The organism is Bacillus sp. FSL M8-0071 (genome assembly GCF_037975455.1).
GTDB classification, from domain to species: Bacteria; Bacillota; Bacilli; order Bacillales; family Bacillaceae; genus Bacillus; species Bacillus subtilis.
Map to the genome: position 1 here is coordinate 1,595,723 of NZ_CP150256.1, position 25,695 is coordinate 1,621,417.

Sequence of the window (25,695 nt, forward strand, 5' to 3'; positions counted from 1 at the left end):
AAAAAGTAAGGTATCCTAGTTCGTACAAAGTTTTATGAAAATTAAAACAATTATAAAAGGCAATAAAGAGGAGGACCACGATGATTTTGCAGCTTGACAATGTCTCACTAAAACGGAATGGGAAATGGATACTGAGAGATATTCATTGGAAGGTGGAAGAAAAGGAAAATTGGGTGCTTTACGGCCTAAATGGCGCCGGGAAGACAGCGCTGTTAAATATGCTTTGCTCATATTATTTTCCAACATCAGGCGAGATGCAGGTGCTTGGCCATGAATTTGGCAAAACAGAGCTTGGGGAAAAGCTCAGACGTAAAATTGGCCTCGTCTCAGCAGCTCTTCAGCAAAAATTGTATCCGGCAGATTCAGCCTTTGAAATTGCTTTGAGCGGAGCTTACGCTTCGATTGGGTTATATGAAACGCCAAGTAAGGAAACCAGGGAAAAAGCGATTGGTTTGTTAGAGGACTTGGGAGCAATTGAATATGCCGATCGCCGCTATGAAACCCTTTCTCAAGGGGAAAAACAAAGAGCGTTGATTGCTAGAGCACTAATGGCCGATCCGGAGTTGCTGATACTGGATGAACCAGTCACAGGGCTGGATTTTATTGCCCGGGAAAAGTTGTTAGATACGATTACATACATTGCAAACAAAGAAAATGCACCATCTATCCTTTATGTGACTCATCATGCTGAAGAAATTCTGCCTGTCTTTGATAAAGCCCTTTTATTAAAACAGGGAGAGGTCTTTGGATCCGGAGAAATAAAGGAAATGCTTACTGATCAAATACTTTCCGCTTTTTTTGATACGCCAATCCATGTATTATGGAATCAGGATCGGCCGTTTTTAACAAGAGCTGAGCCGATAACGAATGCCTGACAAACATATATAGATTCATCCTAGGGGTGCTTTGCGAAGCTGAGAGAGACTTTGTCTCAACCCTTTTGACCTGATCTGGATCATGCCAGCGGAGGGAAGCGGTGAAAAGCGGAGTACATCGGACTTCGTTTGTTTTTATTAAGCCGTTTCATCACATTTGAAACGGCTTTTTTGATTTTAAAGAATAGGAGCGGATTTACATTGGATCAACAAATAGACTCTTTGCAAAAAAAAGTGGAAGAACAAAAGGAGGAGCTTATTCAGCTTGCTAAAACACTGATTTCTTATCAAACACCCGCTCCGCCTGCAAGAAATACAGAGGGCATTCAGTCATGGATTGCGGGATTTTTAAATGAATTGGGATTCTCGATCGACAAATGGGATGTGTACCCTGGAGATCCCAATGTTGTCGGCAAGCTAAAGGGAACAGATTCAGCAGATTATTATAGCCTGATTATCAATGGTCATGTAGATGTGGCAGAGGTAAAAGAGGATGAAGAATGGAAGCACGATCCGTTTCATCCCATTGAAAAAAACGGTCTCTTAATCGGGCGAGGCGCTTCCGATATGAAGGGCGGAATGGCTTGTGTGCTGTTTGCTGTCAAATTAATTCGTGAAGCCGGCATTGAGCTTCCAGGTGATCTGATTCTGCAATCGGTTATTGGGGAGGAAGTTGGAGAAGCCGGCACACTTGAATGCTGCAAGAGGGGCTACCACGCTGATTTTGCAATTGTCGCGGATACGAGCGATATGCATATTCAAGGCCAAGGGGGTGTCATTACAGGCTGGATCGAAATCAAAAGCAGTCAAACATTTCATGATGGAACGAGACGGAATATGATTCACGCAGGCGGAGGAACATTCGGAGCAAGCGCAATTGAAAAAATGGCAAAAATCATTGCGGGGCTCGGTGAACTTGAGCGCCACTGGTCTATTATGAAAAGTTATCCCGGTTTTAAACCAGGCACAAATACGATTAACCCGGCAGTTATAGAAGGCGGCAGACATGCGGCTTTTATAGCGGACGAATGCCGGTTGTGGATCACAGTCCATTTTTATCCGAATGAAACCCATGACCAAGTGGCAGCGGAAATAGAAGATTACGTCAATCGGCTGAGTGACAGTGATATTTGGCTTAGGGAAAACCGCCCTGTATTCAAGTGGGGAGGCTCATCTATGATAGAAGACAGAGGAGAAATTTTTCCGGCATTGGAAGTTGACCCTGGCCACCCAGGCGTCTTAGCGCTAACTGCCTCTCATGAGAAAGTGAAACGGGAGTGTCCAATTATTGACGTTTCTCAATCAGTTACAGATGGCGGATGGCTGTATGATGCCGGTATTCCATGCGTAATATACGGTCCTGGAGATCTGCACAGTGCACACTCTGTGAACGAGAAGGTATCGATTGAGCAGCTAGTAGAGTATACAAAAATTTTACTCGATTTTATCATCAGCTGGTGCAGCCGGAAAAAAGAACAATGACATGAAAATTTCTTCTTGCTGACAAGGTTCAGCCTGCCCGTTCATATACTTGAACAAAAGGACGGAAAAAGGACGTGATGGAATGATCAGCATTTCAGAATTTCAGGTAAAGGATGTCGTCAATGTCTCAAACGGAAAAAAGCTGGGGAGTATTGGTGATATTGATATCAATGTGACCACTGGAAAAATTCAGGCGATCATACTCGGAGGAAATGGGAAAGTTCTCGGATTTTTTGGAAAAGAAGAGGAATTGGTCATTCCATGGCGAAATATAGTAAAAATCGGGGAAGATGTAATCTTAGTCCGATTAAGTGAACCGCATGCATAAACCTGCTTGTCTGCCGCAGATTGGCAAATGCCGGAAGTCTCGATTCTTCCGGCACATTTCATTTAGAAATATGCAAATCGGCGCTCAACGAATGCAGTAAGATGTGGTAAAATAAGTGGGAAATTCCGCTTTTTTAAATGTTTGTCGAAAGGTTGGATCATCATGAATACATATCACCCATTCAGTCTTACCACACCCTCGACACTCATGATACAAGACTGGGCTCAAACGAATCAAAACAACAAAGAGGTCATTGCCGGATTTACGACAAAAAACGGCGGTGTCAGCCAAAAGCCTTTTGAATCGTTAAATACAGGATTGCACGTTCATGACAAAGATGCAGATGTAGTTAAAAATCGTGAATATATTGCCGATATGTTTAATACTGATTTGCAGTCTTGGGTATTCGCTGATCAGACACATGATAATCGCGTTCAGAAAGTGACGCAGAGGGATAGGGGAAAAGGCGCCCGTGAGTATCACACGGCTCTAAAAGCAACGGACGGGCTCTATACAAATGAAAAAAATGTATTTTTAGCATTATGCTTTGCTGATTGTGTGCCTCTTTTCTTTTATGATCCGGTTAAGTCGCTTGTCGGAGTCGCCCATGCCGGGTGGAAAGGCACCGTCAAACAGATTGGCAGAGAAATGGTGAAGCAATGGACTGAGAAGGAAGGTTCAAATCTCTCAGATATTTACGCTGTTATTGGCCCGTCTATCAGCGGAGCATGCTATACGGTAGACGACCGCGTCATGGATGCTGTCCGCGCATTGCCGGTTTCAGCAGACCTTGTCGTTAATCAGACGGCAAAGGCACAATATCAGCTTGATCTGAAAGAGCTGAACCGTCTTATACTGATGGACAGCGGTTTGGCAAGTGAACAAATTTCTGTCAGCGGTTTATGCACGGAAAGCGAGCCGTCTCTTTTCTATTCTCACCGCCGCGATCAGGGGAAAACTGGACGGATGATGTCCTTTATCGGAATGAAGGAGGCATAAAAGATCTTGCGTGTTGTTGATAATTTACGACATATAAACGAACGAATAAACGAAGCATGTAACAGATCGGGCCGCAGCTCCGATGAAGTTACGGTTATTGCAGTCACTAAATATGTATCGCCTGAAAGAGCACAGGAGGCAGTAGATGCTGGCATCACCTGCCTCGGAGAGAATCGGGATGCGGAACTGCTCCGCAAACAGGAATTGATGAAAGGGAATCCGGAATGGCATTTTATCGGCAGTCTGCAATCAAGAAAAGCAAAATCTGTCGTCAATGCGGTTTCCTATATCCATTCCCTAGACCGGCTCTCATTAGCGAAAGAAATTGAAAAACGGGCTGAAGGTACTGTACGATGCTTTGTGCAGGTCAATACCTCTCTTGAGCCTTCTAAACACGGCATGAAAAAAGAAGAAGTCATTCCATTCATACAGGAGCTTTCCGGTTTCGAACATATCCTTGTTGCCGGGCTGATGACAATGGCTCCGCTGACTGATGATCAAGATCAGATCAGAAGCTGTTTCAGGTCGCTGAGAGAACTCCGTGACCAGGTTCAGAAGCTGAACCAGCCGAACGCTCCGTGTACTGAACTGTCGATGGGCATGTCAAATGATTTTGAAATTGCAATTGAAGAAGGAGCTACTTATATTAGAATCGGCTCATCGTTAGTCGGAAATGAAACAGGGGGTGTACAGCAATGAGTATGAAAAATAAACTGAAAAACTTTTTCTCAATGGAAGATGAAGAATACGAATATGAATATATTGAGACAGAGCGGGAATCTCATGAGGAGCATGAGCAAAAAGAAAAGCCGGCTTACAACGGGAATAAACCTGCGGGCAAACAGAATGTAGTGAGCTTGCAAAGTGTTCAGAAATCCTCTAAAGTGGTGTTGAGTGAGCCGCGCGTTTATGCGGAGGCGCAGGAAATAGCCGACCATTTGAAGAACCGGCGGGCAGTTGTCGTCAATCTTCAGCGGATACAGCATGACCAGGCGAAGCGGATTGTTGACTTTTTAAGCGGAACCGTTTATGCCATTGGCGGCGATATTCAAAGAATCGGCTCAGATATTTTCCTCTGCACGCCTGACAACGTAGATGTATCAGGCACAATTTCTGAGCTCATATCTGAAGACGAACATCAGAGGTGGTAAAGCGAGATGATCCTTTATCAAGTTTTTTCGGTTTTAAGCTTATTAATCACAATATACTCATTTGCCCTGATCATATATATTTTTATGTCATGGGTGCCGAGTACGAGGGAAACAGCAGTCGGGCGTTTTTTGGCTTCGATTTGTGAACCATATCTCGAACCATTCAGAAAAATCATCCCTCCGATTGCAATGCTGGATATTTCACCAATCGTAGCAATACTTGTGCTTCGGTTTGCGACAACCGGCTTGTGGGGACTTTATCGCATGATTGCGTTTTAATGTGACAGTTTGATAGGGGCTTGGCAGCAGCCAAGCCTCTTTACATAGAAGGGAAAGACGATGAGCGATATATATCAGCACTTCAGAAAAGACGAGCGGGCCTTTATTGATCAGGCGCTCGAATGGAAAAGAATTGTCCAGGAGCAGTACCGGATGAAGCTGACCGACTTTTTAGATCCCCGAGAGCAGGTCATCCTCTCTGCTGTTACGGGACAGGCTGACGTCGGGCTTGCTTTTTCCGGCGGCTATAACAGAGCGGAGCGGAAACGGGCGATTCTGTATCCAGAGTACATTACTCCGGAAGAATCGGATTTTGAATTGCAGGCGTTTAACGTCCGTTATGCTGACAAGTTTGTCTCAGTAGATCATCGTTCTCTGCTTGGTGCATTAATGGGCATAGGATTAAAGCGGCAAAAATTCGGTGACATCGTGTTTTCTGAGACAGCAGTGCAATTGATTGTCTCAGCCGATACCGCTGATTTTGTGGCTGCACAGCTGACCCAAGCAGGCAAAGCGGCGGTCAGCCTAGAGAAAATTGACTTGTCAGACCTTAACATTCCAGCAGTTGATGTCGAAATAAGAGATGACACGGTTTCTTCTTTAAGGCTTGACGCCGTCTGCGCCTCTATGAGCAGGCAATCCCGCCAGAAATCACAGACGCTTGTGAAAAACGGCCTTGTGAAAGTGAACTGGAAGGTGGTTGAAGATCCTTCATACATAGTCGCGGAAGGGGACATGCTGTCAATCAGAGGTTTTGGCCGGTGCAGCTTAACAAAAATCGAAGGAAAAACCAAAAAAGACAAATGGAGAGTTACGTTTGAACGACAAAAATAGTCGGTTTTTCAGTTTTTTTCTCCATCTGTGCGAAATTTGTTTTATAATGTGAACTAGATAACCGTACTGAAATGTAAAAATGGAGGTGGCATCATGCCATTAACGCCAAATGATATTCACAACAAGACGTTTACAAAAAGTTTTCGCGGATATGATGAAGATGAAGTAAATGAATTCCTAGCCCAAGTCAGAAAAGATTACGAAATTGTTCTCCGCAAGAAAACTGAGCTTGAAGCGAAAGTCAATGAGCTTGATGAAAGAATCGGACACTTTGCCAATATTGAGGAAACATTGAATAAATCAATTTTAGTTGCTCAAGAAGCGGCTGAAGACGTAAAACGCAATTCTCAAAAAGAAGCAAAGCTGATCGTTCGGGAAGCGGAGAAAAACGCTGATCGCATTATCAACGAATCGTTATCAAAATCAAGAAAAATTGCAATGGAAATTGAAGAGCTGAAAAAACAGTCTAAAGTGTTCAGAACACGTTTCCAAATGCTGATTGAAGCTCAGCTTGATCTTCTGAAAAATGACGATTGGGATCATCTCCTTGAGTATGAAGTCGACGCTGTATTTGAGGAAAAGGAATAAATTCTTTGATTATCTTGACATTTTCTTAGCTTGTCGAATATAATACGTTCATAAATTCAGATGAAAAAACGGTTGAAAGGGACAGTCATGTTTCCTTCAGGCCTTCATAGCGACCCGGAGATGGTGAGAGTCCGGGATGGCCGGAATCATGTAGATCAGCCCTTTAGTTTCCTTGCTGAACTCACAGTAGGTTAGGACGTTCATCACGTTACGATGCTCAAGAGGAAAAAGTGTATGCTTGCTTTTTCTAAAAGGGTGGTACCGCGAGATAAGCTTTCTCGTCCCTTATGGGATGAGAGGGCTTTTTTTATTTTCTGAAAAAATGCAGTGGAGGAATGAAAATGGATTTTAAAGACACGCTCTTAATGCCGAAAACAGATTTCCCGATGCGTGGAAATTTGCCAAACCGTGAGCCTGACATTCAAAAAAAATGGGAGGAAGAAGATATCTACCGTCTTGTTCAGGAACGGACGAAAGACCGCCCGAAATTTGTTTTACATGACGGACCTCCGTATGCAAACGGCGACATCCATATGGGCCATGCACTTAACAAGATTTTAAAAGACTTCATTGTCCGCTATAAATCAATGAGCGGCTACAACGCACCGTATGTGCCGGGCTGGGATACACACGGATTGCCAATTGAAACAGCTCTGACAAAAAACAAAAAGGTCAACCGCAAAGAAATGTCAGTAGCGGAATTCCGCAAACTGTGCGAAGAGTACGCTTGGAAGCAAATCGAGGGACAGCGTGAGCAATTCAAACGTCTTGGTGTCCGCGGTGACTGGGAAAACCCATATGTGACATTAAAACCGGAATACGAAGCGCAGCAAATCCGCGTATTTGGTGAAATGGCAAAACGAGGCTACATTTACAAAGGCCTTAAACCGGTTAACTGGTCGCCTTCAAGTGAGTCTGCTCTGGCTGAAGCCGAGATCGAATATCAAGACAAACGTTCAGCATCTATTTACGTCGCTTTTGGTGTAAAAGACGGAAAAGGCGTTCTTGAAAACGGCGAGCGCATCATCATTTGGACAACAACGCCTTGGACAATTCCGGCGAACCTCGGAATCTCAGTGCACCCTGATCTTGAGTACAGCGTGATTGCAGTAGGTGAAGACCGCTTTGTCGTAGCAAGTGCCTTAGTCGAAAATGTTGCATCGGCATGCGGATTTGATCAGTATGAAGTGACAAGAACGGTCAAAGGAAAAGACCTTGAGAACATTATCGCTGAACACCCGCTATATGGCAGAGACTCTCTCGTTATGCTTGGTGAACACGTAACAACTGATGCCGGAACAGGCTGTGTTCATACAGCGCCAGGACATGGGGAAGATGACTTTATCATCGGCCAAAAATACGGTTTAGATGTGCTTTGCCCGGTCGATGAAAAAGGTGTAATGACAAGCGAAGCTCCTGGCTTTGAAGGCATGTTCTATGATGATGCAAACAAAGCGATCACACAGCAGCTTGAAGAAAAAGGCGCACTTGTGAAGCTTGAATTCATTACTCACTCTTATCCGCATGATTGGAGAACAAAAAAACCAACCATTTTCAGAGCGACAGCGCAATGGTTTGCGTCTATTAAAGATTTCAGATCAGACCTGCTGGATGCCATTAAAGAAACCAAATGGGTGCCTGAATGGGGCGAGCAGCGTTTGCACAACATGGTTCGGGACCGCGGAGACTGGTGTATTTCCAGACAGCGTGCGTGGGGTGTGCCGATTCCGGTATTTTACGCTGAAAACGGAGAACCGATTATTACAGATGAAACCATTGAACATGTTTCTGAATTGTTCAGACAGCACGGATCAAACATTTGGTTTGAAAAAGAAGCAAAGGATCTTCTTCCGGAAGGCTTTACGCATCCTGGCAGCCCGAACGGCACATTTACAAAAGAACAGGATATCATGGATGTTTGGTTTGATTCAGGCTCTTCACATCAAGCAGTGCTTGAAGAACGTGATGACCTCGTTCGCCCGGCTGATTTATACCTAGAGGGATCTGACCAATATCGCGGCTGGTTTAACTCTTCTCTTTCTACAGCAGTAGCGGTAACAGGGAAAGCGCCGTATAAAGGAGTGCTCAGCCATGGGTTCGCACTGGATGGAGAAGGACGCAAGATGAGTAAATCAATCGGTAACGTTGTTGTTCCGGCTAAAGTCATGAAACAGCTTGGTGCCGACATCTTAAGATTATGGGTATCTTCAGTGGATTATCAGGCGGACGTTCGTGTGTCTGACGCCATTCTAAAGCAGGTTGCGGAAGTATATCGTAAAATCCGCAACACGTTCCGTTTCCTTCACGGCAACCTTTTCGATTTTGATCCAAAAACAAATGCGGTGGCTGTCGAAGATCTTCGTGAAGTGGATCAGTATATGCTGATTAAGCTGAACAAGCTGATTGATAAAGTGAAAAAAGCGTATGATGAGTACGAATTTGCGGTTGTGTATCACAGCATTCATAATTTCTGCACAATCGAATTGAGCTCATTCTACCTTGATTTTGCAAAAGATATTGTCTACATCGAGCATGCGGATCATCCGGATAGACGCAGCATGCAGACAGTATTCTACGAAACGCTTCTTGCATTAGTGAAGCTTTCAGCGCCTATCCTTCCACATACGGCAGACGAATTGTGGTCTCATTTAACATTTGTTGAAGAGCAGAGCGTTCAGCTGACCGATATGCCGGAAACAATCGCGGTTCCAAACAGTGAAGCGACTGAAGAAAAATTTGACCGCTTTATGGCTCTTCGTGATGACGTGTTAAAAGCATTAGAAACTGCGAGAAATGAAAAAATTATCGGTAAATCTTTGGAAGCAAACCTGAAGTTGTATCCAAACAAAGAAAACAAGGAGCTCTTGGCTTCCATAAAAGAAAACCTTTCTCAGCTGTTTATTGTGTCTGAACTGACAATCAGCGAAGAAAATGAAGCGCCGAACGATGCGCAAAGCTTTGCGACGGGTAAAATCGCTGTCGAGAAAGCGGAAGGCGAAATGTGTGAGAGATCTCGTGTGATTTCAAAAGATGTAGGGGCAAATCCGAAATATCCTACACTTTCATTACGCAACGCTGAAATCGTTGAAAAATACTATCAAAAATAATGCAAAAGAGCCCGGCGTAAAAGCCGGGCTTTTTTTGTGCCAAGAGTGACATCCTTTAGAACGAAAGGAAAAATCTTATGGGCTTTAGATCATCATTCATAGGCAACAATAAAGGTACTACGTTAAGAGCAGGAGTTGTGAAGAATGAATGATCAACTGACCGCAATTTATACGGAACTTCTTCTGATGAAAGAAGAATTACAGTCGAGATTATTTGAGTATTCTTGCTTTCAGGTTTCTACAAGCCCGCAAGCAGCAATCAATCATAAACAAAAAGCAACTCTGATCTATCATATTAAAGAAGAGCTTCAAGACGTTCTCCTTGCATTGTCCAAAATCGAAAACGGCACATTCGGATACTGTGAAGAAACCGGGGCTCCCATTCCTCTTTCAAAGCTGGCAGTGCTGCCGACGGCCCGAACAGCAAACGATTTTCTTTATTCTGTCCAATTTGAGAAAAAAACGCTTCCGATATGGAAATCAACGGATATCGAATATGGTCAGGCACTGTATGAATAACAGTGTCTGGCCGGTTATTATGCCTGATATTTCTTTACTCCAGTGCTTTTTATTGATAAAATGCATAATGGATTAAAGTAACCGTAAACTGGAGGAACGTTTGTGCTGTATTATATGATTGCACTACTTATTATTGCAGCCGATCAATTGACAAAATGGCTAGTTGTTAAGAACATGGAACTTGGCCAAAGCATTCCGATCATTGATCAGGTATTCTATATCACCTCCCATCGCAATACGGGTGCTGCATGGGGGATATTAGCGGGTCAGATGTGGTTTTTCTACCTCATAACAACCGCTGTTATTATTGGTATTGTTTATTACATACAGCGTTATACAAAGGGACAAAGGCTTCTTGGCGTTGCCCTCGGACTTATGCTTGGCGGTGCCATCGGCAACTTTATCGATCGGGCTGTCAGACAGGAAGTTGTGGATTTTATCCATGTTATTATTGTCAATTACAATTATCCGATATTTAACATCGCGGACTCTTCACTATGTGTCGGCGTAATGCTTTTATTTATACAAATGCTGTTGGACAGCAGGAAAAAGAAAAAGGAGCAATAGCATGAATCAAATTGATATAACCGCTTCAGAAGAACAAAAAAGTGAGCGGATTGATAAATTTTTGGCATCGACTGAGAATGATTGGTCAAGAACCCAGGTTCAGCAATGGGTAAAAGACGGACAGGTTGTCGTGAACGGAAGCGCGGTGAAAGCGAATTATAAAATTCAGCCGGGTGATCAGGTGACCGTCACTGTACCCGAACCGGAAGCGCTCGACGTCCTGGCAGAGCCTATGGATCTGGATATTTATTATGAGGACCAGGATGTGCTGGTTGTCAATAAACCTCGCGGAATGGTTGTTCACCCAGCACCCGGGCATCTTACGGGCACACTTGTAAACGGCCTTATGGCTCATTGCACAGACCTTTCCGGAATAAATGGCGTGATGCGTCCGGGTATTGTTCACAGAATCGATAAGGACACGTCCGGTTTATTAATGGTGGCGAAAAATGATATGGCGCACGAGTCACTTGTAAACCAATTGGTCAACAAAACGGTCACGCGGAAATATACGGCAGTTGTCCACGGGCTTATTTCTCACGATGATGGCACAATTGACGCGCCGATCGGACGAGATAAGAAAGACCGTCAAAGCATGACTGTGACACGTGATGGCAAAAACGCTGTCACTCATTTTCATGTACTAGAGCGTTTTCAGGATTTTACGTTAGTGGAATGCCAGCTTGAAACAGGGAGAACCCATCAAATTCGTGTTCATATGAAATATATCGGATTCCCATTAGCAGGCGATCCGAAATACGGCCCAAGAAAAACAATTGACTTTAATGGCCAAGCGCTTCACGCGGGAGTTTTAGGTTTTGACCATCCACGAACAGGAGAATATGTCGAATTTGAAGCGCCGCTTCCTGAGGATATGGCAGAATTAATCGAAAACCTCAGAAAAAACGGTTGACAGAGGGTTTCTTTTCTGAAATAATAAACGAAGCTGAATAGATTCTTTAAAACAGTCCAGAGAGGCTGAGAAGGATAACGGATTGACGGGATGCGTGTATAGGCGCGCACCTTGTCCTAAAACCCCTCTATGCTCTGGCAGGAGGGGTTTTTTCTTCTATATGAACTGTGAGGTGTCACACATTGAATCAAAAAGCTGTCATTCTCGACGAACAGGCAATCAGACGGGCGCTGACCAGGATTGCTCACGAAATGATCGAACGCAATAAAGGAATGAATAACTGCATCCTTGTCGGCATTAAGACAAGAGGGATTTACCTGGCAAAACGCCTTGCGGAACGCATTGAACAGATTGAGGGAAATCCTGTTACAGTCGGTGAAATTGATATTACTCTTTACAGAGACGATCTTTCTAAAAAAACGAGCAACGATGAACCGCTTGTAAAAGGTGCAGATATTCCGGTAGATATCACAGATCAAAAAGTCATTCTCGTTGATGATGTTCTGTATACCGGAAGAACAGTCAGAGCAGGAATGGATGCGCTTGTTGATGTAGGCAGACCTTCCTCCATTCAGCTTGCAGTGCTTGTGGACAGAGGACACCGGGAGCTGCCGATCCGAGCGGATTATATCGGGAAAAACATCCCGACATCAAAGTCAGAAAAGGTTATGGTTCAGCTTGATGAGGTAGACCAAAACGATCTCGTCGCCATTTATGAAAACGAATAATAGATCACCTTTTTAAGGGCAATCCAGAGAGGTTGCAAAGAGGTGCACAACAAAGGCCCAAAAAGTATTCGGCAGGTCTTTGTATGCCTCTTTGCGTAAAAATGCAAAGAGGTTTTTTTATACAGTCATTGAGTCATCCTAAAATGAAAGTCAACAATCAGGGGGAAATCATCATGAGTAAGAAAAAAGTAAATTTAGGGGTCAGGGATGTCCCGACACCTTTCTCTTGGGTTTCATTCAGCCTTCAGCATTTGTTTGCCATGTTTGGCTCAACCATTTTGGTTCCGAAGCTCGTCGGAATGAGTCCTGCTGTGGCGTTGGTGACAAGCGGCATCGGAACACTGGCGTACCTTCTTATTACGAAAGGGCAAATTCCGGCGTATCTCGGTTCGTCCTTCGCCTTTATTTCTCCGATCATTCTGGTAAAAGCGACCGGCGGGCCGGGAGCGGCAATGGTTGGGGCGTTTCTTGCAGGGCTGGTGTACGGGCTGATTGCCTTATTGATTAGGCAGCTTGGAACAGGATGGCTGATGAAGATTCTCCCGCCTGTAGTCGTAGGGCCTGTTATTATCGTCATCGGGCTGGGACTGGCAAGCACTGCGGTAAACATGGCGATGTATGCTGATCCAAACGCGAGTGAGTTGGTCTACAGCTTAAAGCACTTTAGTGTCGCAGGAGTTACGCTGGCAATCACGATTATTTGTGCGATTTTCTTACGAGGATTTTTAAGCCTGATTCCGGTTCTGATCGGAATCATCGGCGGATACTTGTTCGCCCTTACTCAAGGGATTGTCAACTTCCAGCCGGTGCTTGACGCGAAATGGTTTGCAGTGCCTGAATTTATCATTCCGTTCAAAGATTATTCACCGTCAGTTACACTCGGCATCGCAGCCGCAATGGTTCCTGTCGCATTTGTCACAATGTCAGAGCATATCGGCCACCAAATGGTGCTGAGCAAGGTTGTCGGACAAGACTTCATTAAAAAGCCGGGACTGCATCGCTCCATTATGGGTGACAGCGTGGCGACAATTCTTGCTTCTCTGATCGGCGGCCCTCCGACAACGACTTACGGAGAAAACATTGGCGTGCTGGCCATCACAAGAGTATTCAGCGTCTTTGTCATCGGAGGAGCGGCAGTGATTGCCTGTTGCTTCGGCTTTATCGGCAAAATTTCAGCGCTGATCAGTTCAGTGCCGTCAGCGGTCATGGGAGGCGTCTCCTTCCTGCTGTTCGGAATCATTGCTTCAAGCGGCCTGAGAATGCTGATTGACAACAAAATTGATTATGAAAACAACAGAAACCTCATTATTACATCAGTAATCCTTGTCATCGGTGTAGGAGGCGCTTTTATCCAAGTATCTCAAGGCGGATTCCAAGTGTCAGGAATGGCGCTTGCCGCAATTGTCGGTGTCATCTTAAACCTGATTCTTCCGCAGGCGAAGGAAGAGCAGGCAGACACATCTGAACAACATCATATCTAAAACCTTTTAATGAAAGTCCAGAGAGGCTTGGAAGGGTTATGAAGAGAAGGAAGCTTCAATGCTGCCCTCTATTTAACCATACCCCGAGTCTATCTTAGACCGGGGTTTTTTTTCAGCCTTAAGTTGAAAAGAGAGGGGAAAGAACATGAAGCATTTAACGACGATGAGTGAACTCAGCACTGAGGAAATCAAAGATTTGCTTCAAACAGCACAAGAGCTCAAAAGCGGAAAAACAGACAATCAGCTTACAGGAAAGTTTGCCGCAAACCTATTTTTCGAACCGAGCACGAGAACGCGGTTCAGCTTTGAGGTCGCAGAAAAAAAGCTGGGCATGAATGTGCTAAACCTTGATGGAACAAGCACAAGCGTGCAAAAAGGCGAAACCTTATATGACACGATCCGGACGCTCGAATCAATAGGTGTGGACGTCTGCGTCATCAGGCACAGTGAGGATGAGTATTATGAAGAGCTTGTCAGCCAGGTGAACATTCCGATTCTGAATGCGGGAGACGGATGCGGCCAGCATCCAACACAATCACTGCTTGATTTAATGACGATTTATGAAGAGTTCAATACGTTCAAAGGGCTTACCGTCTCCATTCACGGCGACATCAAGCATAGCAGAGTGGCAAGGTCAAATGCGGAAGTGTTGACAAGATTGGGTGCCCGGGTCCTATTTTCCGGCCCTTCGGAATGGCAGGATGAAGAAAATACATTCGGCACGTATGTCTCAATGGATGAAGCAGTTGAGTCTTCCGATGTTGTCATGCTGCTGCGCATTCAAAATGAACGACATCAGTCCGCTGTCAGCCAGGAAGGCTATTTAAACAAATACGGCTTGACCGTAGAACGGGCTGAGCGTATGAAGCGGCATGCGATCATCATGCATCCTGCTCCGGTAAACAGAGGAGTGGAGATTGATGACAGCTTAGTAGAAAGCGAAAAATCAAGAATCTTCAAGCAAATGCAAAATGGCGTATTTATCAGAATGGCAGTGATACAGCGTGCCTTACAAACCAATGTGAAAAGAGGAGAAGCAGCGTATGTCATATCTCATTAAAAACGGCTGGATACTAAACGAAAATGGTGAAAAAACAGAAGCGGATATCCGAGTGACTGGAGAAACCATCACCGCAATCGGCAAGCTTGATGCAACGGATAATGAAACGGTAATTGATGCAAAAGGTTTGCTCGTTTCACCTGGGTTTGTTGATCTCCACGTGCATTTCAGAGAGCCGGGCGGAGAAAAAAAAGAAACTATTGAAACCGGGGCAAAAGCAGCGGCACGCGGCGGCTATACTACAGTAGCAGCAATGCCGAATACGCGGCCGGTTCCTGATACAAAGGAGCAGATGGAATGGGTGCAAAACAGAATTAAAGAAACATCATGCGTCAGAGTTCTTCCATATGCATCCATTACGATCAGGCAAATCGGCGATGAAATGACAAACTTTGAAGCGTTAAAAGAAGCCGGGGCATTTGCTTTTACAGATGACGGCGTTGGTATACAGACAGCAGGCATGATGTATGAAGCGATGAAACGGGCAGCCGCAATTGACAAGGCGATTGTTGCACATTGCGAGGACAACTCCTTAATTTACGGAGGAAGCGTACATGAGGGGACATTCTCCAAAGCGAACGGGCTAAACGGCATTCCTTCTGTGTGTGAATCGGTTCATATTGCCCGCGATGTGCTGCTGGCTGAGGCGGCAAACTGCCATTATCATGTATGCCATATCAGCACGAAAGAATCTGTCAGAGTTGTACGCGATGCGAAAAAAGCGGGAATCAGAGTGACAGCAGAAGTGTCGCCGCATCATTTGCTGCTTTGTGATGAGGATATCCCGGGGCTGGACACAAACTATAAAATGAATCCGCCGCTCCGCAGTGCAGAAGACAGAGCTGCTTTAATTGAAGGTCTTTTAGACGGAACAATTGATTTTATCGCAACAGACCATGCACCGCATACGGAAGAAGAGAAAAACACAGAAATGAAACTGGCGCCATTCGGAATTGTCGGCTTAGAAACAGCATTCCCGCTTCTTTACACACACTTTGTCAAAAATGGCAGCTGGTCGCTGAAGCAGCTGATTGACTACATGACAATCAGGCCATGCGAAGCGTTCGGTCTCCCATATGGAACATTACAAACGGGGCAAGCTGCGGACATTACGTTAATCGATTTAGAAAAAGAAGCAGTTATAGACAAAGACACATTTTTATCAAAAGGAAAAAATACACCATTCAACGGCATCAGCTGCACCGGCTGGCCGGTCGCTACAATTGCGGCAGGGAAGCTTGCTTATGAAGAGGGGAGACTTGTCAAATGAAGAGACGATTAGTACTGGAAAACGGAACGGTATTCGAGGGAGAAGCCTTCGGAAGCTTAGAACACAACATGGGAGAAGTCGTTTTTAATACTGGGATGACAGGCTATCAGGAAATTTTATCTGACCCTTCTTACTGCGGACAGATCGTAACATTAACATACCCGCTTATCGGAAATTACGGCATTAACCGTGATGATTTTGAATCCATTACCCCTTTTGTAAAAGGGCTGATCATCAAAGAATTATGTGAGCTGCCTTCCAACTGGCGTTCAGCATACACCTTAGACGAGTATTTAAAAATGAAAAACATTCCCGGACTCCAGGGGATTGATACAAGGAAGCTGACAAGAATGATCCGCACGGCAGGCGCGCTAAAAGGAACATTCGCTTCATCTGATGAAGATATCGAAGCAGTGCTGAAAAGACTGAACGAAACGGAATTGCCAAGAAATCAAGTATCCCAAGTATCAGCAAAAACAGCATATCCGAGCCCGGGAAGAGGCAAACGCATTGTCTTGGTTGACTTCGGCACGAAACACGGGATTCTAAGAGAGCTGAACAAACGGAAATGTGACGTCATCGTTGTGCCTTACAACATTACAGCGGAAGAGGTGCTTCAGCTGAAACCGGACGGTATCATGCTTTCTAACGGACCTGGAGACCCGAAGGATGTGCCTGAAGCGATTGAAATGATTAAAGGTGTTCTTGGAAAAGTGCCATTATTCGGAATATGTCTTGGCCACCAATTATTCGCGCTGGCGTGCGGGGCGAATACTGAAAAAATGAAATTCGGCCACAGGGGCTCAAACCACCCGGTAAAAGAGCTGGCTACAGGAAAAGTTGCCTTAACATCTCAAAACCATGGATATACAGTTTCGTCTATCAGTAAAACAGAACTGGAAGTGACGCATATCGCAATTAACGACGATACGATTGAAGGGCTGAAGCATAAAACATTGCCGGCATTTACGGTTCAATATCATCCCGAAGCCTCACCTGGTCCTGAGGATGCCAACCATCTATTTGACAGATTCATCGAAATGATCGAAACAACAGAGAAAGAAGGGGAAGCGGTATGCCAAAACGCGTAGACATTAACAAAATTTTAGTAATCGGATCTGGACCGATCATCATCGGCCAAGCAGCAGAATTTGACTATGCGGGAACACAAGCCTGTCTTGCTTTGAAAGAAGAAGGCTATGAAGTCATCCTTGTCAACTCAAACCCTGCAACGATCATGACAGATACAGAAATGGCTGACCGGGTTTACATCGAACCGCTCACACCTGAATTCCTGACACGAATCATCAGAAAAGAGCGCCCGGATGCCATTCTTCCTACACTCGGAGGCCAAACCGGTTTGAATCTTGCGGTTGAGCTTTCTGAAAGAGGCGTTTTGGCAGAATGCGGCGTCGAAGTGCTTGGCACGAAACTGTCTGCGATTCAGCAAGCTGAAGACCGTGACTTGTTCAGAACATTAATGAATGAACTGAATGAACCGGTGCCTGAAAGTGAGATTATCCACTCCCTTGAAGAAGCAGAAAAATTCGTCAGTCAAATTGGATTCCCTGTCATTGTCCGCCCGGCATATACATTAGGCGGAACAGGCGGAGGTATCTGCTCGAATGAAACAGAGCTAAAAGAAATCGTTGAGAACGGCTTGAAATTAAGCCCGGTACACCAATGTCTTCTTGAAAAAAGCATCGCCGGCTATAAAGAAATCGAGTATGAAGTCATGAGAGACAGCCAGGATCACGCCATTGTCGTTTGTAACATGGAAAACATTGATCCAGTTGGAATCCATACTGGAGACAGTATTGTTGTCGCGCCGAGCCAAACGCTCAGCGATCGCGAGTATCAGCTCTTGCGGAATGTATCGTTAAAACTGATTCGCGCGCTTGGGATCGAAGGCGGATGTAACGTCCAGCTCGCCTTAGATCCAGACAGCTTCCAATATTACATTATTGAAGTAAATCCGCGTGTCAGCCGTTCATCTGCTCTTGCATCAAAAGCAACGGGATACCCGATAGCAAAGCTCGCTGCTAAAATTGCAGTCGGACTTTCATTAGATGAAATGATGAACCCGGTGACAGGAAAAACATATGCAGCATTTGAACCTGCTCTTGACTATGTCGTATCCAAAATTCCGCGCTGGCCGTTTGATAAATTTGAATCAGCAAACAGAAAGCTTGGCACGCAAATGAAAGCGACAGGTGAGGTCATGGCAATCGGCCGCACGCTTGAAGAGTCATTGCTGAAGGCAGTGCGTTCGCTGGAAGCGGATGTGTATCATCTTGAATTGAAGGACGCCGCTGACATTTCAGATGAGCTTCTTGAAAAGCGAATTAAAAAGGCCGGTGATGAACGCTTATTCTACTTAGCTGAAGCGTACAGAAGAGGCTACACGGTAGAAGACCTCCATGAATTTTCCGCTATCGATGTCTTCTTCTTGCATAAGCTGTTCGGAATCGTACAGTTTGAAAAAGAATTGAAGGCCAATGCGGGCAATACGGATGTGCTGAGACGGGCAAAAGAACTCGGCTTCTCTGATCAGTACATTAGCCGCGAGTGGAAAATGAAAGAATCTGAGCTTTACAGCTTGAGAAAACAAGCGGGGATTGCGCCGGTATTCAAAATGGTAGATACGTGCGCGGCGGAATTCGAGTCAGAAACGCCATACTTCTATAGCACATACGAAGAAGAAAATGAATCTGTCGTTACAGATAAGAAAAGTGTGATGGTGCTTGGTTCGGGTCCGATTCGAATCGGTCAGGGTGTCGAGTTCGACTATGCGACGGTTCACTCTGTATGGGCAATTAAACAAGCAGGCTATGAAGCCATTATTGTCAACAACAACCCGGAAACCGTTTCAACAGACTTCAGCATCTCAGACAAGCTGTATTTTGAACCGCTTACGATTGAAGATGTTATGCACATCATTTACCTCGAACAGCCAATGGGCGTTGTCGTACAGTTCGGCGGACAAACTGCGATTAACCTTGCTGACGAGCTTTCTGCGCGCGGAGTGAAAATCCTTGGAACTTCATTAGAAGATTTAGACCGTGCAGAAGACCGGGATAAATTTGAACAAGCGCTTGGAGAACTTGGTGTTCCGCAGCCGCTTGGCAAAACAGCCACATCAGTTGATCAGGCGGTAAGCATCGCGAGCGATATCGGTTACCCGGTACTGGTACGCCCTTCCTATGTACTTGGCGGCCGGGCAATGGAGATTGTGTATCATGAAGAAGAGCTGCTTCATTACATGAAAAACGCAGTTAAAATCAATCCGCAGCACCCTGTATTAATTGATAGATACTTGACTGGAAAAGAAATTGAAGTCGATGCAGTATCCGACGGTGAAACAGTCGTCATTCCGGGAATTATGGAGCACATTGAACGTGCGGGCGTTCACTCCGGAGACTCGATCGCTGTTTATCCGCCTCAGTCTCTCACAGAGGACATTAAGAAAAAAATTGAACAATACACGATCGCATTGGCTAAAGGGCTGAATATTGTCGGTTTGCTCAATATTCAATTCGTCCTGTCGCAAGGCGAGGTGTACGTGCTAGAAGTGAATCCGAGATCAAGCAGAACCGTACCGTTTTTAAGCAAAATTACGGGTATCCCGATGGCGAATCTCGCAACAAAAATCATTCTTGGTCAAAAGCTGGCTGCGTTTGGCTATACAGAGGGCCTTCAGCCTGAACAGCAAGGTGTATTTGTAAAAGCGCCGGTCTTCTCCTTTGCCAAGCTGAGAAGAGTGGACATTACGTTAGGGCCTGAAATGAAATCAACAGGTGAAGTCATGGGGAAAGATTCGACACTTGAAAAGGCGCTCTACAAAGCCTTGATTGCTTCAGGTATTCAAATCCCGAACTACGGTTCCGTGCTTTTAACAGTAGCTGATAAGGACAAAGAAGAAGGGCTTGCCATTGCTAAGCGGTTCCACGCGATCGGCTACAACATTTTAGCGACGGAAGGAACGGCAGGCTACCTGAAAGAAGCTTCCATTCCAGCGAAGGTCGTCGGAAAAATCGGTCAGGATGGCCCGAACTTGCTTGACGTCATCAGAAACGGAGAAGCGCAGTTTGTCATCAATACGCTGACAAAAGGAAAGCAGCCGGCAAGAGACGGATTTAGAATCAGACGTGAATCAGTAGAAAATGGTGTTGCCTGCCTAACATCTTTAGATACGGCAGAGGCGATATTGCGAGTGCTGGAAAGCATGACATTCCGTGCTGATCAAATGCCGGCAGTCAACACAAATCAGGAGGCGGCAGTCACTATATGAAAAAAGCGTATTTGACAGTATGTTCTAACCAGCAAATTGCAGACCGGGTGTTTCAAATGGTTCTGAAAGGGGAGCTTGTCCAAGGGTTTACAACCCCTGGACAGTTCCTTCATCTTAAAGTGAGCGAAGCGGTTACGCCTCTTTTGAGAAGGCCGATCAGCATCGCAGACGTCAACTTTGAAAAAAATGAAGTCACCATCATTTATCGGGTAGATGGTGAAGGGACAAGACTCTTGTCACTGAAGCAGCAGGGAGAACTTGTGGATGTCCTCGGGCCTTTGGGAAATGGCTTTCCTGTTAATGAAGTTCAACCCGGAAAGACGGCTTTGCTGGTAGGAGGCGGAGTAGGTGTGCCGCCTCTCCAAGAGCTGTCGAAACGCTTGATTGAAAAAGGGGTAAATGTCATCCACGTTTTAGGATTCCAATCGGCAAAGGATGTATTTTACGAGGAAGAATGCCGGCAGTACGGAGACACGTATGTGGCAACAGCTGACGGAAGCTACGGGGAAACCGGATTTGTCACAGATGTGATTAAACGGAAAAATCTAGAGTTTGATATCCTCCTCAGCTGCGGGCCGACACCGATGCTCAAGGCGTTAAAACAGGAATATGCTCATAAAGAAGTATATCTGTCCATGGAGGAACGAATGGGCTGCGGAATCGGCGCATGCTTCGCGTGTGTGTGCCATACAAACGAAAGTGAGACGTCCTATGTAAAAGTATGTCTCGACGGGCCTGTATTTAAAGCTCAGGAGGTGGCGCTGTAATGCTAGAGGTGAAATTGCCGGGACTTGATTTGAAAAACCCAATCATTCCTGCATCAGGCTGCTTCGGTTTTGGAAAAGAATTTTCACGTTTTTATGATTTGTCTTGTCTTGGAGCCATCATGATTAAGGCTACGACAAAGGAGCCACGCTTTGGGAATCCGACGCCGCGGGTAGCTGAGACTGGTGCTGGAATGCTCAATGCGATCGGTCTCCAAAATCCGGGGCTGGATAGTGTGTTGCATAATGAGCTGCCGTGGCTTGAGCAGTTTGATACACCGATCATTGCCAATGTCGCAGGTTCTCAAGTCGATGATTATGTTGAAGTCGCAGAACATATCAGCAAAGCGCCTAATGTCCATGCACTTGAATTGAATATTTCCTGCCCGAATGTGAAAACAGGCGGAATCGCTTTTGGCACGAATCCTGAAATGGCTGCCGATTTGACAAAAGCGGTGAAAGAGGTTTCGGATGTGCCCGTTTATGTGAAGCTATCCCCGAACGTGGCTAATATCACAGAAATTGCATTAGCGATCGAGGAAGCGGGAGCGGACGGTCTTACGATGATCAACACACTAATCGGCATGAGACTTGATTTAAAAACTGGCAAACCGATATTAGCGAATAAAACAGGGGGGCTTTCCGGCCCTGCTGTGAAGCCGGTTGCCATTCGCATGGTGTATGAAGTCAGCCAGGCGGTCAACATCCCGATTATCGGAATGGGAGGCGTGCAGACTGCTGAAGATGCCCTGGAATTTCTTCTCGCGGGAGCAAGCGCAGTCGCTGTCGGAACAGCAAACTTTGTGAATCCTTTTGCCTGTCCAGAGATTATTGAACAGCTCCCATCTGTTTTGCGCCAATACGGCTATCAATCAATTGAAGAATGCATCGGAAGGAGCTGGAATCATGAAAAACAACCTGCCCATCATCGCGCTTGATTTTGCATCAGCTGAAGAAACACTTGCGTTCTTAGCGTCTTTTCAGCAAGAACCGTTATTTGTAAAGGTTGGAATGGAGCTTTTTTATCAAGAAGGACCATCGATCGTGAAACAATTAAAAGAAAGAAACTGCGAGCTGTTTTTAGATCTCAAGCTCCATGACATCCCGACTACTGTAAACAAAGCGATGAAGCGCCTTGCCAGTCTTGGCGTAGACCTCGTCAATGTTCATGCTGCCGGGGGCAAAAAAATGATGCAGGCAGCTCTCGAAGGCTTAGAAGAAGGTACGCCGGCCGGAAAAAAACGTCCGTCACTTATCGCGGTAACCCAGCTGACAAGCACATCTGAACAAATCATGAAAGATGAACTGCTGATCGAAAAATCTCTGATTGATACGGTTGTGCACTACAGCAAACAGGCGGAAGAAAGCGGACTGGATGGAGTGGTCTGCTCTGTTCATGAAGCAAAAGCCATTTACCAAGCGGTGTCGCCTTCATTTCTGACTGTCACTCCGGGGATCAGAATGTCTGAGGACGCTGCGAATGACCAAGTCCGCGTAGCGACGCCTGCTATTGCAAGAGAGAAAGGTTCATCAGCGATTGTAGTAGGACGCTCGATTACAAGAGCGGAAGACCCGGTAAAAGCCTATAAGGCTGTCAGACTTGAATGGGAGGGAATCAAATCTTGAAACAAATCATCGCAAAACATCTATTAGACATCCAAGCTGTATTTTTACGCCCGAACGAGCCGTTCACATGGGCAAGCGGCATTTTATCTCCAATCTACTGTGACAACCGCCTTACGCTATCTTTCCCAGAGGTCAGAAACGATGTTGCTTCAGGTATCAGCAACCTTGTCAAAGAGCATTTTCCTGAAGCTGAAATGATTGCGGGAACAGCAACCGCCGGTATTCCTCATGCTGCTTTAGCGGCTGACCGTTTGAATCTTCCGATGTGTTATGTGAGGAGCAAGCCGAAGGCGCACGGAAAAGGCAATCAGATTGAGGGAGCTGTGCAAGAAGGGCAAAAAACAGTTGTCATTGAAGACTTAATTTCCACAGGAGGCAGTGTGCTTGAAGCTTGTGCAGCTTTACAAGCGGCCGGCTGTGAAGTGCTTGGTGTCGTCTCAATCTTTACGTACGGACTTCCTAAAGCGGAGGAAGCCTTCGCAAAGGCAGAACTGCCATACTACTCATTAACTGATTATGATACGCTCACAGAGGTCGCGCTTGAAAACGGAAATATTCATTCAGATGATCTAAAAAAGCTGCAAACATGGAAACGAAATCCCGAGTCAAAAGATTGGTTTAAAAAATAAAAAATAAATTCAAATGATATAAAGAGGCTTCAAAGCCTTGATGTACTTGAAAACAGGCTGTGAGGCCTGTTTTTTTATTAATCCTATAAAAAAAGTCGGGTTGACTTATGTTAGAATTGTGCTAAAATTTACTACAAATCTAAAAACTTATCAAGAGCGGCTGAGGGACTGGACCTATGAAGCCCGGCAACCTGCAAAGTTTGTAAGGTGCTACTTCCAGCAAAATGAATTCCATTTTGAAAGATAAGGGCTACATGCTGTTCCTGTCTTTCTTTCCGCCGGATTGAAAGTTTTTTATTTTAAGAGGTAAAAAGGCTATCTGTATATCAGCAGCCGCGAATCACATTACATGGGAAAAGACAACCGGCAGAAAGCTACTGTTTGTTTGTCTCCGAAAGGAGGAAAGAAGAAATGTTAACGTATGATAATTGGGAAGAACCAACGATTACATTTCCGGAAGACGATCCTTATAAAGGAGCGCTGTCAGTTTTAAAATGGGCATACGGCCATTACGGCGATCAGCTTGTTTATGCCTGCAGTTTCGGAATTGAGGGAATCGTTCTGATTGACTTAATTTATAAAGTGAAAAAAGACGCAGAGATTGTGTTTCTTGATACAGGACTTCATTTTAAAGAAACCTATGAAACAATTGAACGAGTGAAAGAGCGTTATCCGGGTCTTAATATCATCCTGAAAAAACCAGATCTCACCCTTGAGGAACAAGCCGAAGAACATGGTGACAAACTGTGGGAAAGAGAGCCGAATCAGTGCTGCTATCTTAGAAAGGTTGTTCCTTTAAGAGAGACGCTTTCAGGACATCCAGCCTGGCTTTCCGGCCTGCGCCGTGATCAAGGGCCAAGCCGTGCCAATACGAATTTCTTAAACAAAGATGAAAAATTCAAGTCAGTAAAAGTTTGCCCGCTTATCCATTGGACTTGGAAAGACATTTGGAGATACACATCCCGGAATGAACTGGACTACAATCCGCTTCATGACCAAGGATATCCAAGTATTGGATGTGCGCCTTGCACTGCTCCCGCTTTTACAGCAGAGGATTTGCGCTCAGGCAGATGGAATGGTATGGCGAAAACAGAATGCGGACTGCATGAATAAGGAGCTGCAAAATGGAATTAGCCGCTATTTTATTTAGCTTGTTTTTCGCGATGAATATTGGTGCAAGCGGTGCTGCAGCTTCGATGGGGGTTGCTTACGGCTCCGGAGCCATCAAAAAGAAAACCTACGCTTTGATCCTATGCGCAGTCGGTGTCTTTGCCGGGGCGGTCATTGGCGGAGGCGAGGTTGTAAAAACAATCAGCTCCGGCATTATTCCTGAGCAGACGATTACACTGACGATTGTTTGCATCATTATTGGAGCTGCTGCCCTGTCGCTCTTTACTGCTAATCTGCTCGGCATTCCTTTGTCGACAAGTGAAGTAACAGTCGGCGCGGTTGTCGGCGTGGGAGTGGCTTATAAAGTATTGTTTGTGAACAATCTTCTGATCATTGTGTCATTTTGGGTTTTTGTCCCGCTGTTCGCTTTCGGCTTCACCTATTTCGTATCTAAGCTGTTTCGTTATTTTAAGATTGAAGTAAAATCTTCTAAAAAACAAAAAATCCTCGGCATTGTTTTGCTAGTTGCCGGATTTTTCGAAGCATTCTCTGCCGGCATGAATAACGTGGCGAATGCTGTTGGCCCGTTAGTAGCTGCCGATGTGCTTGATGTCGGAAAAGGAACCTTGTATGGAGGAGCTTTTGTTGCTCTTGGCGCACTGTTATTAGGCCGGCGTGTGCTAGAAACAAACGGGAAGAAAATTACGAGATTCTCCAAAGGGGAAGGCATTCTCTTATCCGGTACAGGAGCAGGACTTGTGATCATCAGTTCTGTATTTGGGATGCCGGTGCCCTTGGCGCAAGTCACGTCATCGTCTATTATCGGAATAGGCATGGCAAAAAACGGTCCGAACGTGTTCCATAAACAAGTTGTTCAAACGATGCTGAAGGTATGGATCGTATCGCCGTTTTTATCTTTATCGATTTCTTATCTGCTTGTATCCTTGTTTTTAAAAGCAGATTATTATTCGATCTTTATCATGGTAAGTGTGCTTTTAGCGGCGGGCGGTGCCGTCAGCCTGACAAAGGCCATTCGTAAAGAGAGACGCTCAGTCCACGAACAAGGCGGGGGAATCTGATCATTAATCTGAGTA

25 protein-coding genes, 2 riboswitches and 1 other annotated feature are annotated in these 25,695 nt (G+C 45.2%); all 25 genes read left to right on the top strand.

Annotated features, from left to right (window positions below; all coding sequences use genetic code 11):
* The first annotated feature begins 80 nt into the window (after positions 1 to 80).
* The 25 genes from MKX71_RS08285 to cysP all read left to right on the top strand — a co-directional run bounded on the left by MKX71_RS08285 (position 81) and on the right by cysP (position 25,680).
* Positions 81 to 875 (top strand): ABC transporter ATP-binding protein, encoded by a 795-nt coding sequence (locus MKX71_RS08285; protein ID WP_029317772.1) that lies wholly within the window; start codon positions 81 to 83, stop codon positions 873 to 875.
* 12 nt (positions 876 to 887) lie between these two features.
* Positions 888 to 989, top strand: a riboswitch (TPP riboswitch).
* An 87-nt stretch (positions 990 to 1,076) separates the two neighbouring features.
* Entirely contained in the window at positions 1,077 to 2,357 is a 1,281-nt protein-coding gene (gene ylmB, locus MKX71_RS08290; RefSeq protein WP_305090459.1) for an N-formyl-4-amino-5-aminomethyl-2-methylpyrimidine deformylase, read from the top strand.
* An 82-nt stretch (positions 2,358 to 2,439) separates the two neighbouring features.
* A complete protein-coding gene (locus MKX71_RS08295; protein ID WP_003232153.1) occupies positions 2,440 to 2,685 on the top strand; it encodes a YlmC/YmxH family sporulation protein in 246 nt (81 codons plus the stop codon).
* A gap of 162 nt (positions 2,686 to 2,847) precedes the next feature.
* Positions 2,848 to 3,684 (top strand): peptidoglycan editing factor PgeF, encoded by an 837-nt coding sequence (pgeF, locus tag MKX71_RS08300; protein ID WP_212060505.1) that lies wholly within the window; start codon positions 2,848 to 2,850, stop codon positions 3,682 to 3,684.
* A 6-nt stretch (positions 3,685 to 3,690) separates the two neighbouring features.
* Entirely contained in the window at positions 3,691 to 4,383 is a 693-nt protein-coding gene (locus MKX71_RS08305; RefSeq protein ID WP_014479734.1) for a YggS family pyridoxal phosphate-dependent enzyme, read from the top strand.
* Entirely contained in the window at positions 4,380 to 4,835 is a 456-nt protein-coding gene (sepF, locus tag MKX71_RS08310) for a cell division protein SepF (protein ID WP_003244791.1), read from the top strand. Before MKX71_RS08305 ends, sepF begins: the two co-directional genes overlap by 4 nt.
* Before the next feature lie 6 nt (positions 4,836 to 4,841).
* Entirely contained in the window at positions 4,842 to 5,114 is a 273-nt protein-coding gene (locus tag MKX71_RS08315; RefSeq protein WP_003221463.1) for a YggT family protein, read from the top strand.
* Positions 5,115 to 5,174: 60 nt separating this feature from the next.
* Positions 5,175 to 5,948, top strand: a complete 774-nt coding sequence (locus MKX71_RS08320; protein WP_015252130.1) for an RNA-binding protein — start codon at positions 5,175 to 5,177, stop codon at positions 5,946 to 5,948.
* A 93-nt stretch (positions 5,949 to 6,041) separates the two neighbouring features.
* Positions 6,042 to 6,536, top strand: coding sequence for a septum site-determining protein DivIVA (divIVA, locus tag MKX71_RS08325; RefSeq protein ID WP_003221468.1), 495 nt, complete (start codon positions 6,042 to 6,044; stop codon positions 6,534 to 6,536).
* Positions 6,537 to 6,598: 62 nt separating this feature from the next.
* Positions 6,599 to 6,825 (top strand) — a binding site (T-box leader).
* A gap of 52 nt (positions 6,826 to 6,877) precedes the next feature.
* Positions 6,878 to 9,643 (top strand): isoleucine--tRNA ligase, encoded by a 2,766-nt coding sequence (gene ileS, locus MKX71_RS08330; RefSeq protein WP_015252129.1) that lies wholly within the window; start codon positions 6,878 to 6,880, stop codon positions 9,641 to 9,643.
* 144 nt (positions 9,644 to 9,787) lie between these two features.
* Positions 9,788 to 10,162, top strand: a complete 375-nt coding sequence (ylyA, locus tag MKX71_RS08335; protein ID WP_014476755.1) for a sporulation-related RNA polymerase-binding protein YlyA — start codon at positions 9,788 to 9,790, stop codon at positions 10,160 to 10,162.
* A 102-nt stretch (positions 10,163 to 10,264) separates the two neighbouring features.
* A complete protein-coding gene (lspA, locus tag MKX71_RS08340) occupies positions 10,265 to 10,729 on the top strand; it encodes a signal peptidase II (RefSeq protein WP_029317775.1) in 465 nt (154 codons plus the stop codon).
* A 1-nt stretch (position 10,730) separates the two neighbouring features.
* Positions 10,731 to 11,642: an RluA family pseudouridine synthase gene (locus tag MKX71_RS08345; protein WP_003245307.1), complete on the top strand. Its 912-nt coding sequence runs from the start codon at positions 10,731 to 10,733 to the stop codon at positions 11,640 to 11,642.
* 182 nt (positions 11,643 to 11,824) lie between these two features.
* The gene (pyrR, locus tag MKX71_RS08350; RefSeq protein ID WP_003232127.1) at positions 11,825 to 12,370 is read left to right on the top strand and encodes a bifunctional pyrimidine operon transcriptional regulator/uracil phosphoribosyltransferase; all 546 of its coding nucleotides are present in this window, start codon (positions 11,825 to 11,827) and stop codon (positions 12,368 to 12,370) included.
* 173 nt (positions 12,371 to 12,543) lie between these two features.
* Positions 12,544 to 13,851, top strand: a complete 1,308-nt coding sequence (gene pyrP / locus MKX71_RS08355; RefSeq protein WP_015483210.1) for a uracil permease PyrP — start codon at positions 12,544 to 12,546, stop codon at positions 13,849 to 13,851.
* A gap of 145 nt (positions 13,852 to 13,996) precedes the next feature.
* Positions 13,997 to 14,911 carry an aspartate carbamoyltransferase catalytic subunit gene (locus MKX71_RS08360; protein ID WP_015383617.1) on the top strand — a complete coding sequence of 305 codons (915 nt, stop codon included), beginning with the start codon at positions 13,997 to 13,999 and terminating at the stop codon, positions 14,909 to 14,911.
* Positions 14,895 to 16,181: a dihydroorotase gene (locus MKX71_RS08365; RefSeq protein WP_326237624.1), complete on the top strand. Its 1,287-nt coding sequence runs from the start codon at positions 14,895 to 14,897 to the stop codon at positions 16,179 to 16,181. Before MKX71_RS08360 ends, MKX71_RS08365 begins: the two co-directional genes overlap by 17 nt.
* Positions 16,178 to 17,272, top strand: a complete 1,095-nt coding sequence (locus tag MKX71_RS08370) for a carbamoyl phosphate synthase small subunit (protein ID WP_339231950.1) — start codon at positions 16,178 to 16,180, stop codon at positions 17,270 to 17,272. Before MKX71_RS08365 ends, MKX71_RS08370 begins: the two co-directional genes overlap by 4 nt.
* Positions 17,257 to 20,472, top strand: coding sequence for a carbamoyl-phosphate synthase (glutamine-hydrolyzing) large subunit (gene carB, locus MKX71_RS08375; RefSeq protein ID WP_339231951.1), 3,216 nt, complete (start codon positions 17,257 to 17,259; stop codon positions 20,470 to 20,472). The genes MKX71_RS08370 and carB overlap by 16 nt, the downstream gene beginning before the upstream one ends.
* Complete coding sequence (gene pyrK / locus MKX71_RS08380) at positions 20,469 to 21,239, top strand: dihydroorotate oxidase B electron transfer subunit (protein ID WP_014479746.1); 771 nt, start codon at positions 20,469 to 20,471, stop codon at positions 21,237 to 21,239. Before carB ends, pyrK begins: the two co-directional genes overlap by 4 nt.
* A complete protein-coding gene (locus MKX71_RS08385) occupies positions 21,239 to 22,174 on the top strand; it encodes a dihydroorotate dehydrogenase (RefSeq protein ID WP_069322584.1) in 936 nt (311 codons plus the stop codon). The genes pyrK and MKX71_RS08385 overlap by 1 nt, the downstream gene beginning before the upstream one ends.
* Positions 22,143 to 22,862: an orotidine-5'-phosphate decarboxylase gene (gene pyrF / locus MKX71_RS08390; protein WP_326145203.1), complete on the top strand. Its 720-nt coding sequence runs from the start codon at positions 22,143 to 22,145 to the stop codon at positions 22,860 to 22,862. The genes MKX71_RS08385 and pyrF overlap by 32 nt, the downstream gene beginning before the upstream one ends.
* Complete coding sequence (pyrE, locus tag MKX71_RS08395) at positions 22,859 to 23,491, top strand: orotate phosphoribosyltransferase (RefSeq protein ID WP_044052534.1); 633 nt, start codon at positions 22,859 to 22,861, stop codon at positions 23,489 to 23,491. Before pyrF ends, pyrE begins: the two co-directional genes overlap by 4 nt.
* Before the next feature lie 144 nt (positions 23,492 to 23,635).
* Positions 23,636 to 23,741: riboswitch (SAM riboswitch) on the top strand.
* Between the two features lie 161 nt (positions 23,742 to 23,902).
* On the top strand, positions 23,903 to 24,604 hold the full coding sequence (locus tag MKX71_RS08400; protein ID WP_042975738.1) for a phosphoadenylyl-sulfate reductase: 702 nt from the start codon (positions 23,903 to 23,905) through the stop codon (positions 24,602 to 24,604).
* Positions 24,605 to 24,615: 11 nt separating this feature from the next.
* On the top strand, positions 24,616 to 25,680 hold the full coding sequence (cysP, locus tag MKX71_RS08405) for a sulfate permease (RefSeq protein ID WP_041351107.1): 1,065 nt from the start codon (positions 24,616 to 24,618) through the stop codon (positions 25,678 to 25,680).
* Positions 25,681 to 25,695: the final 15 nt, after the last annotated feature.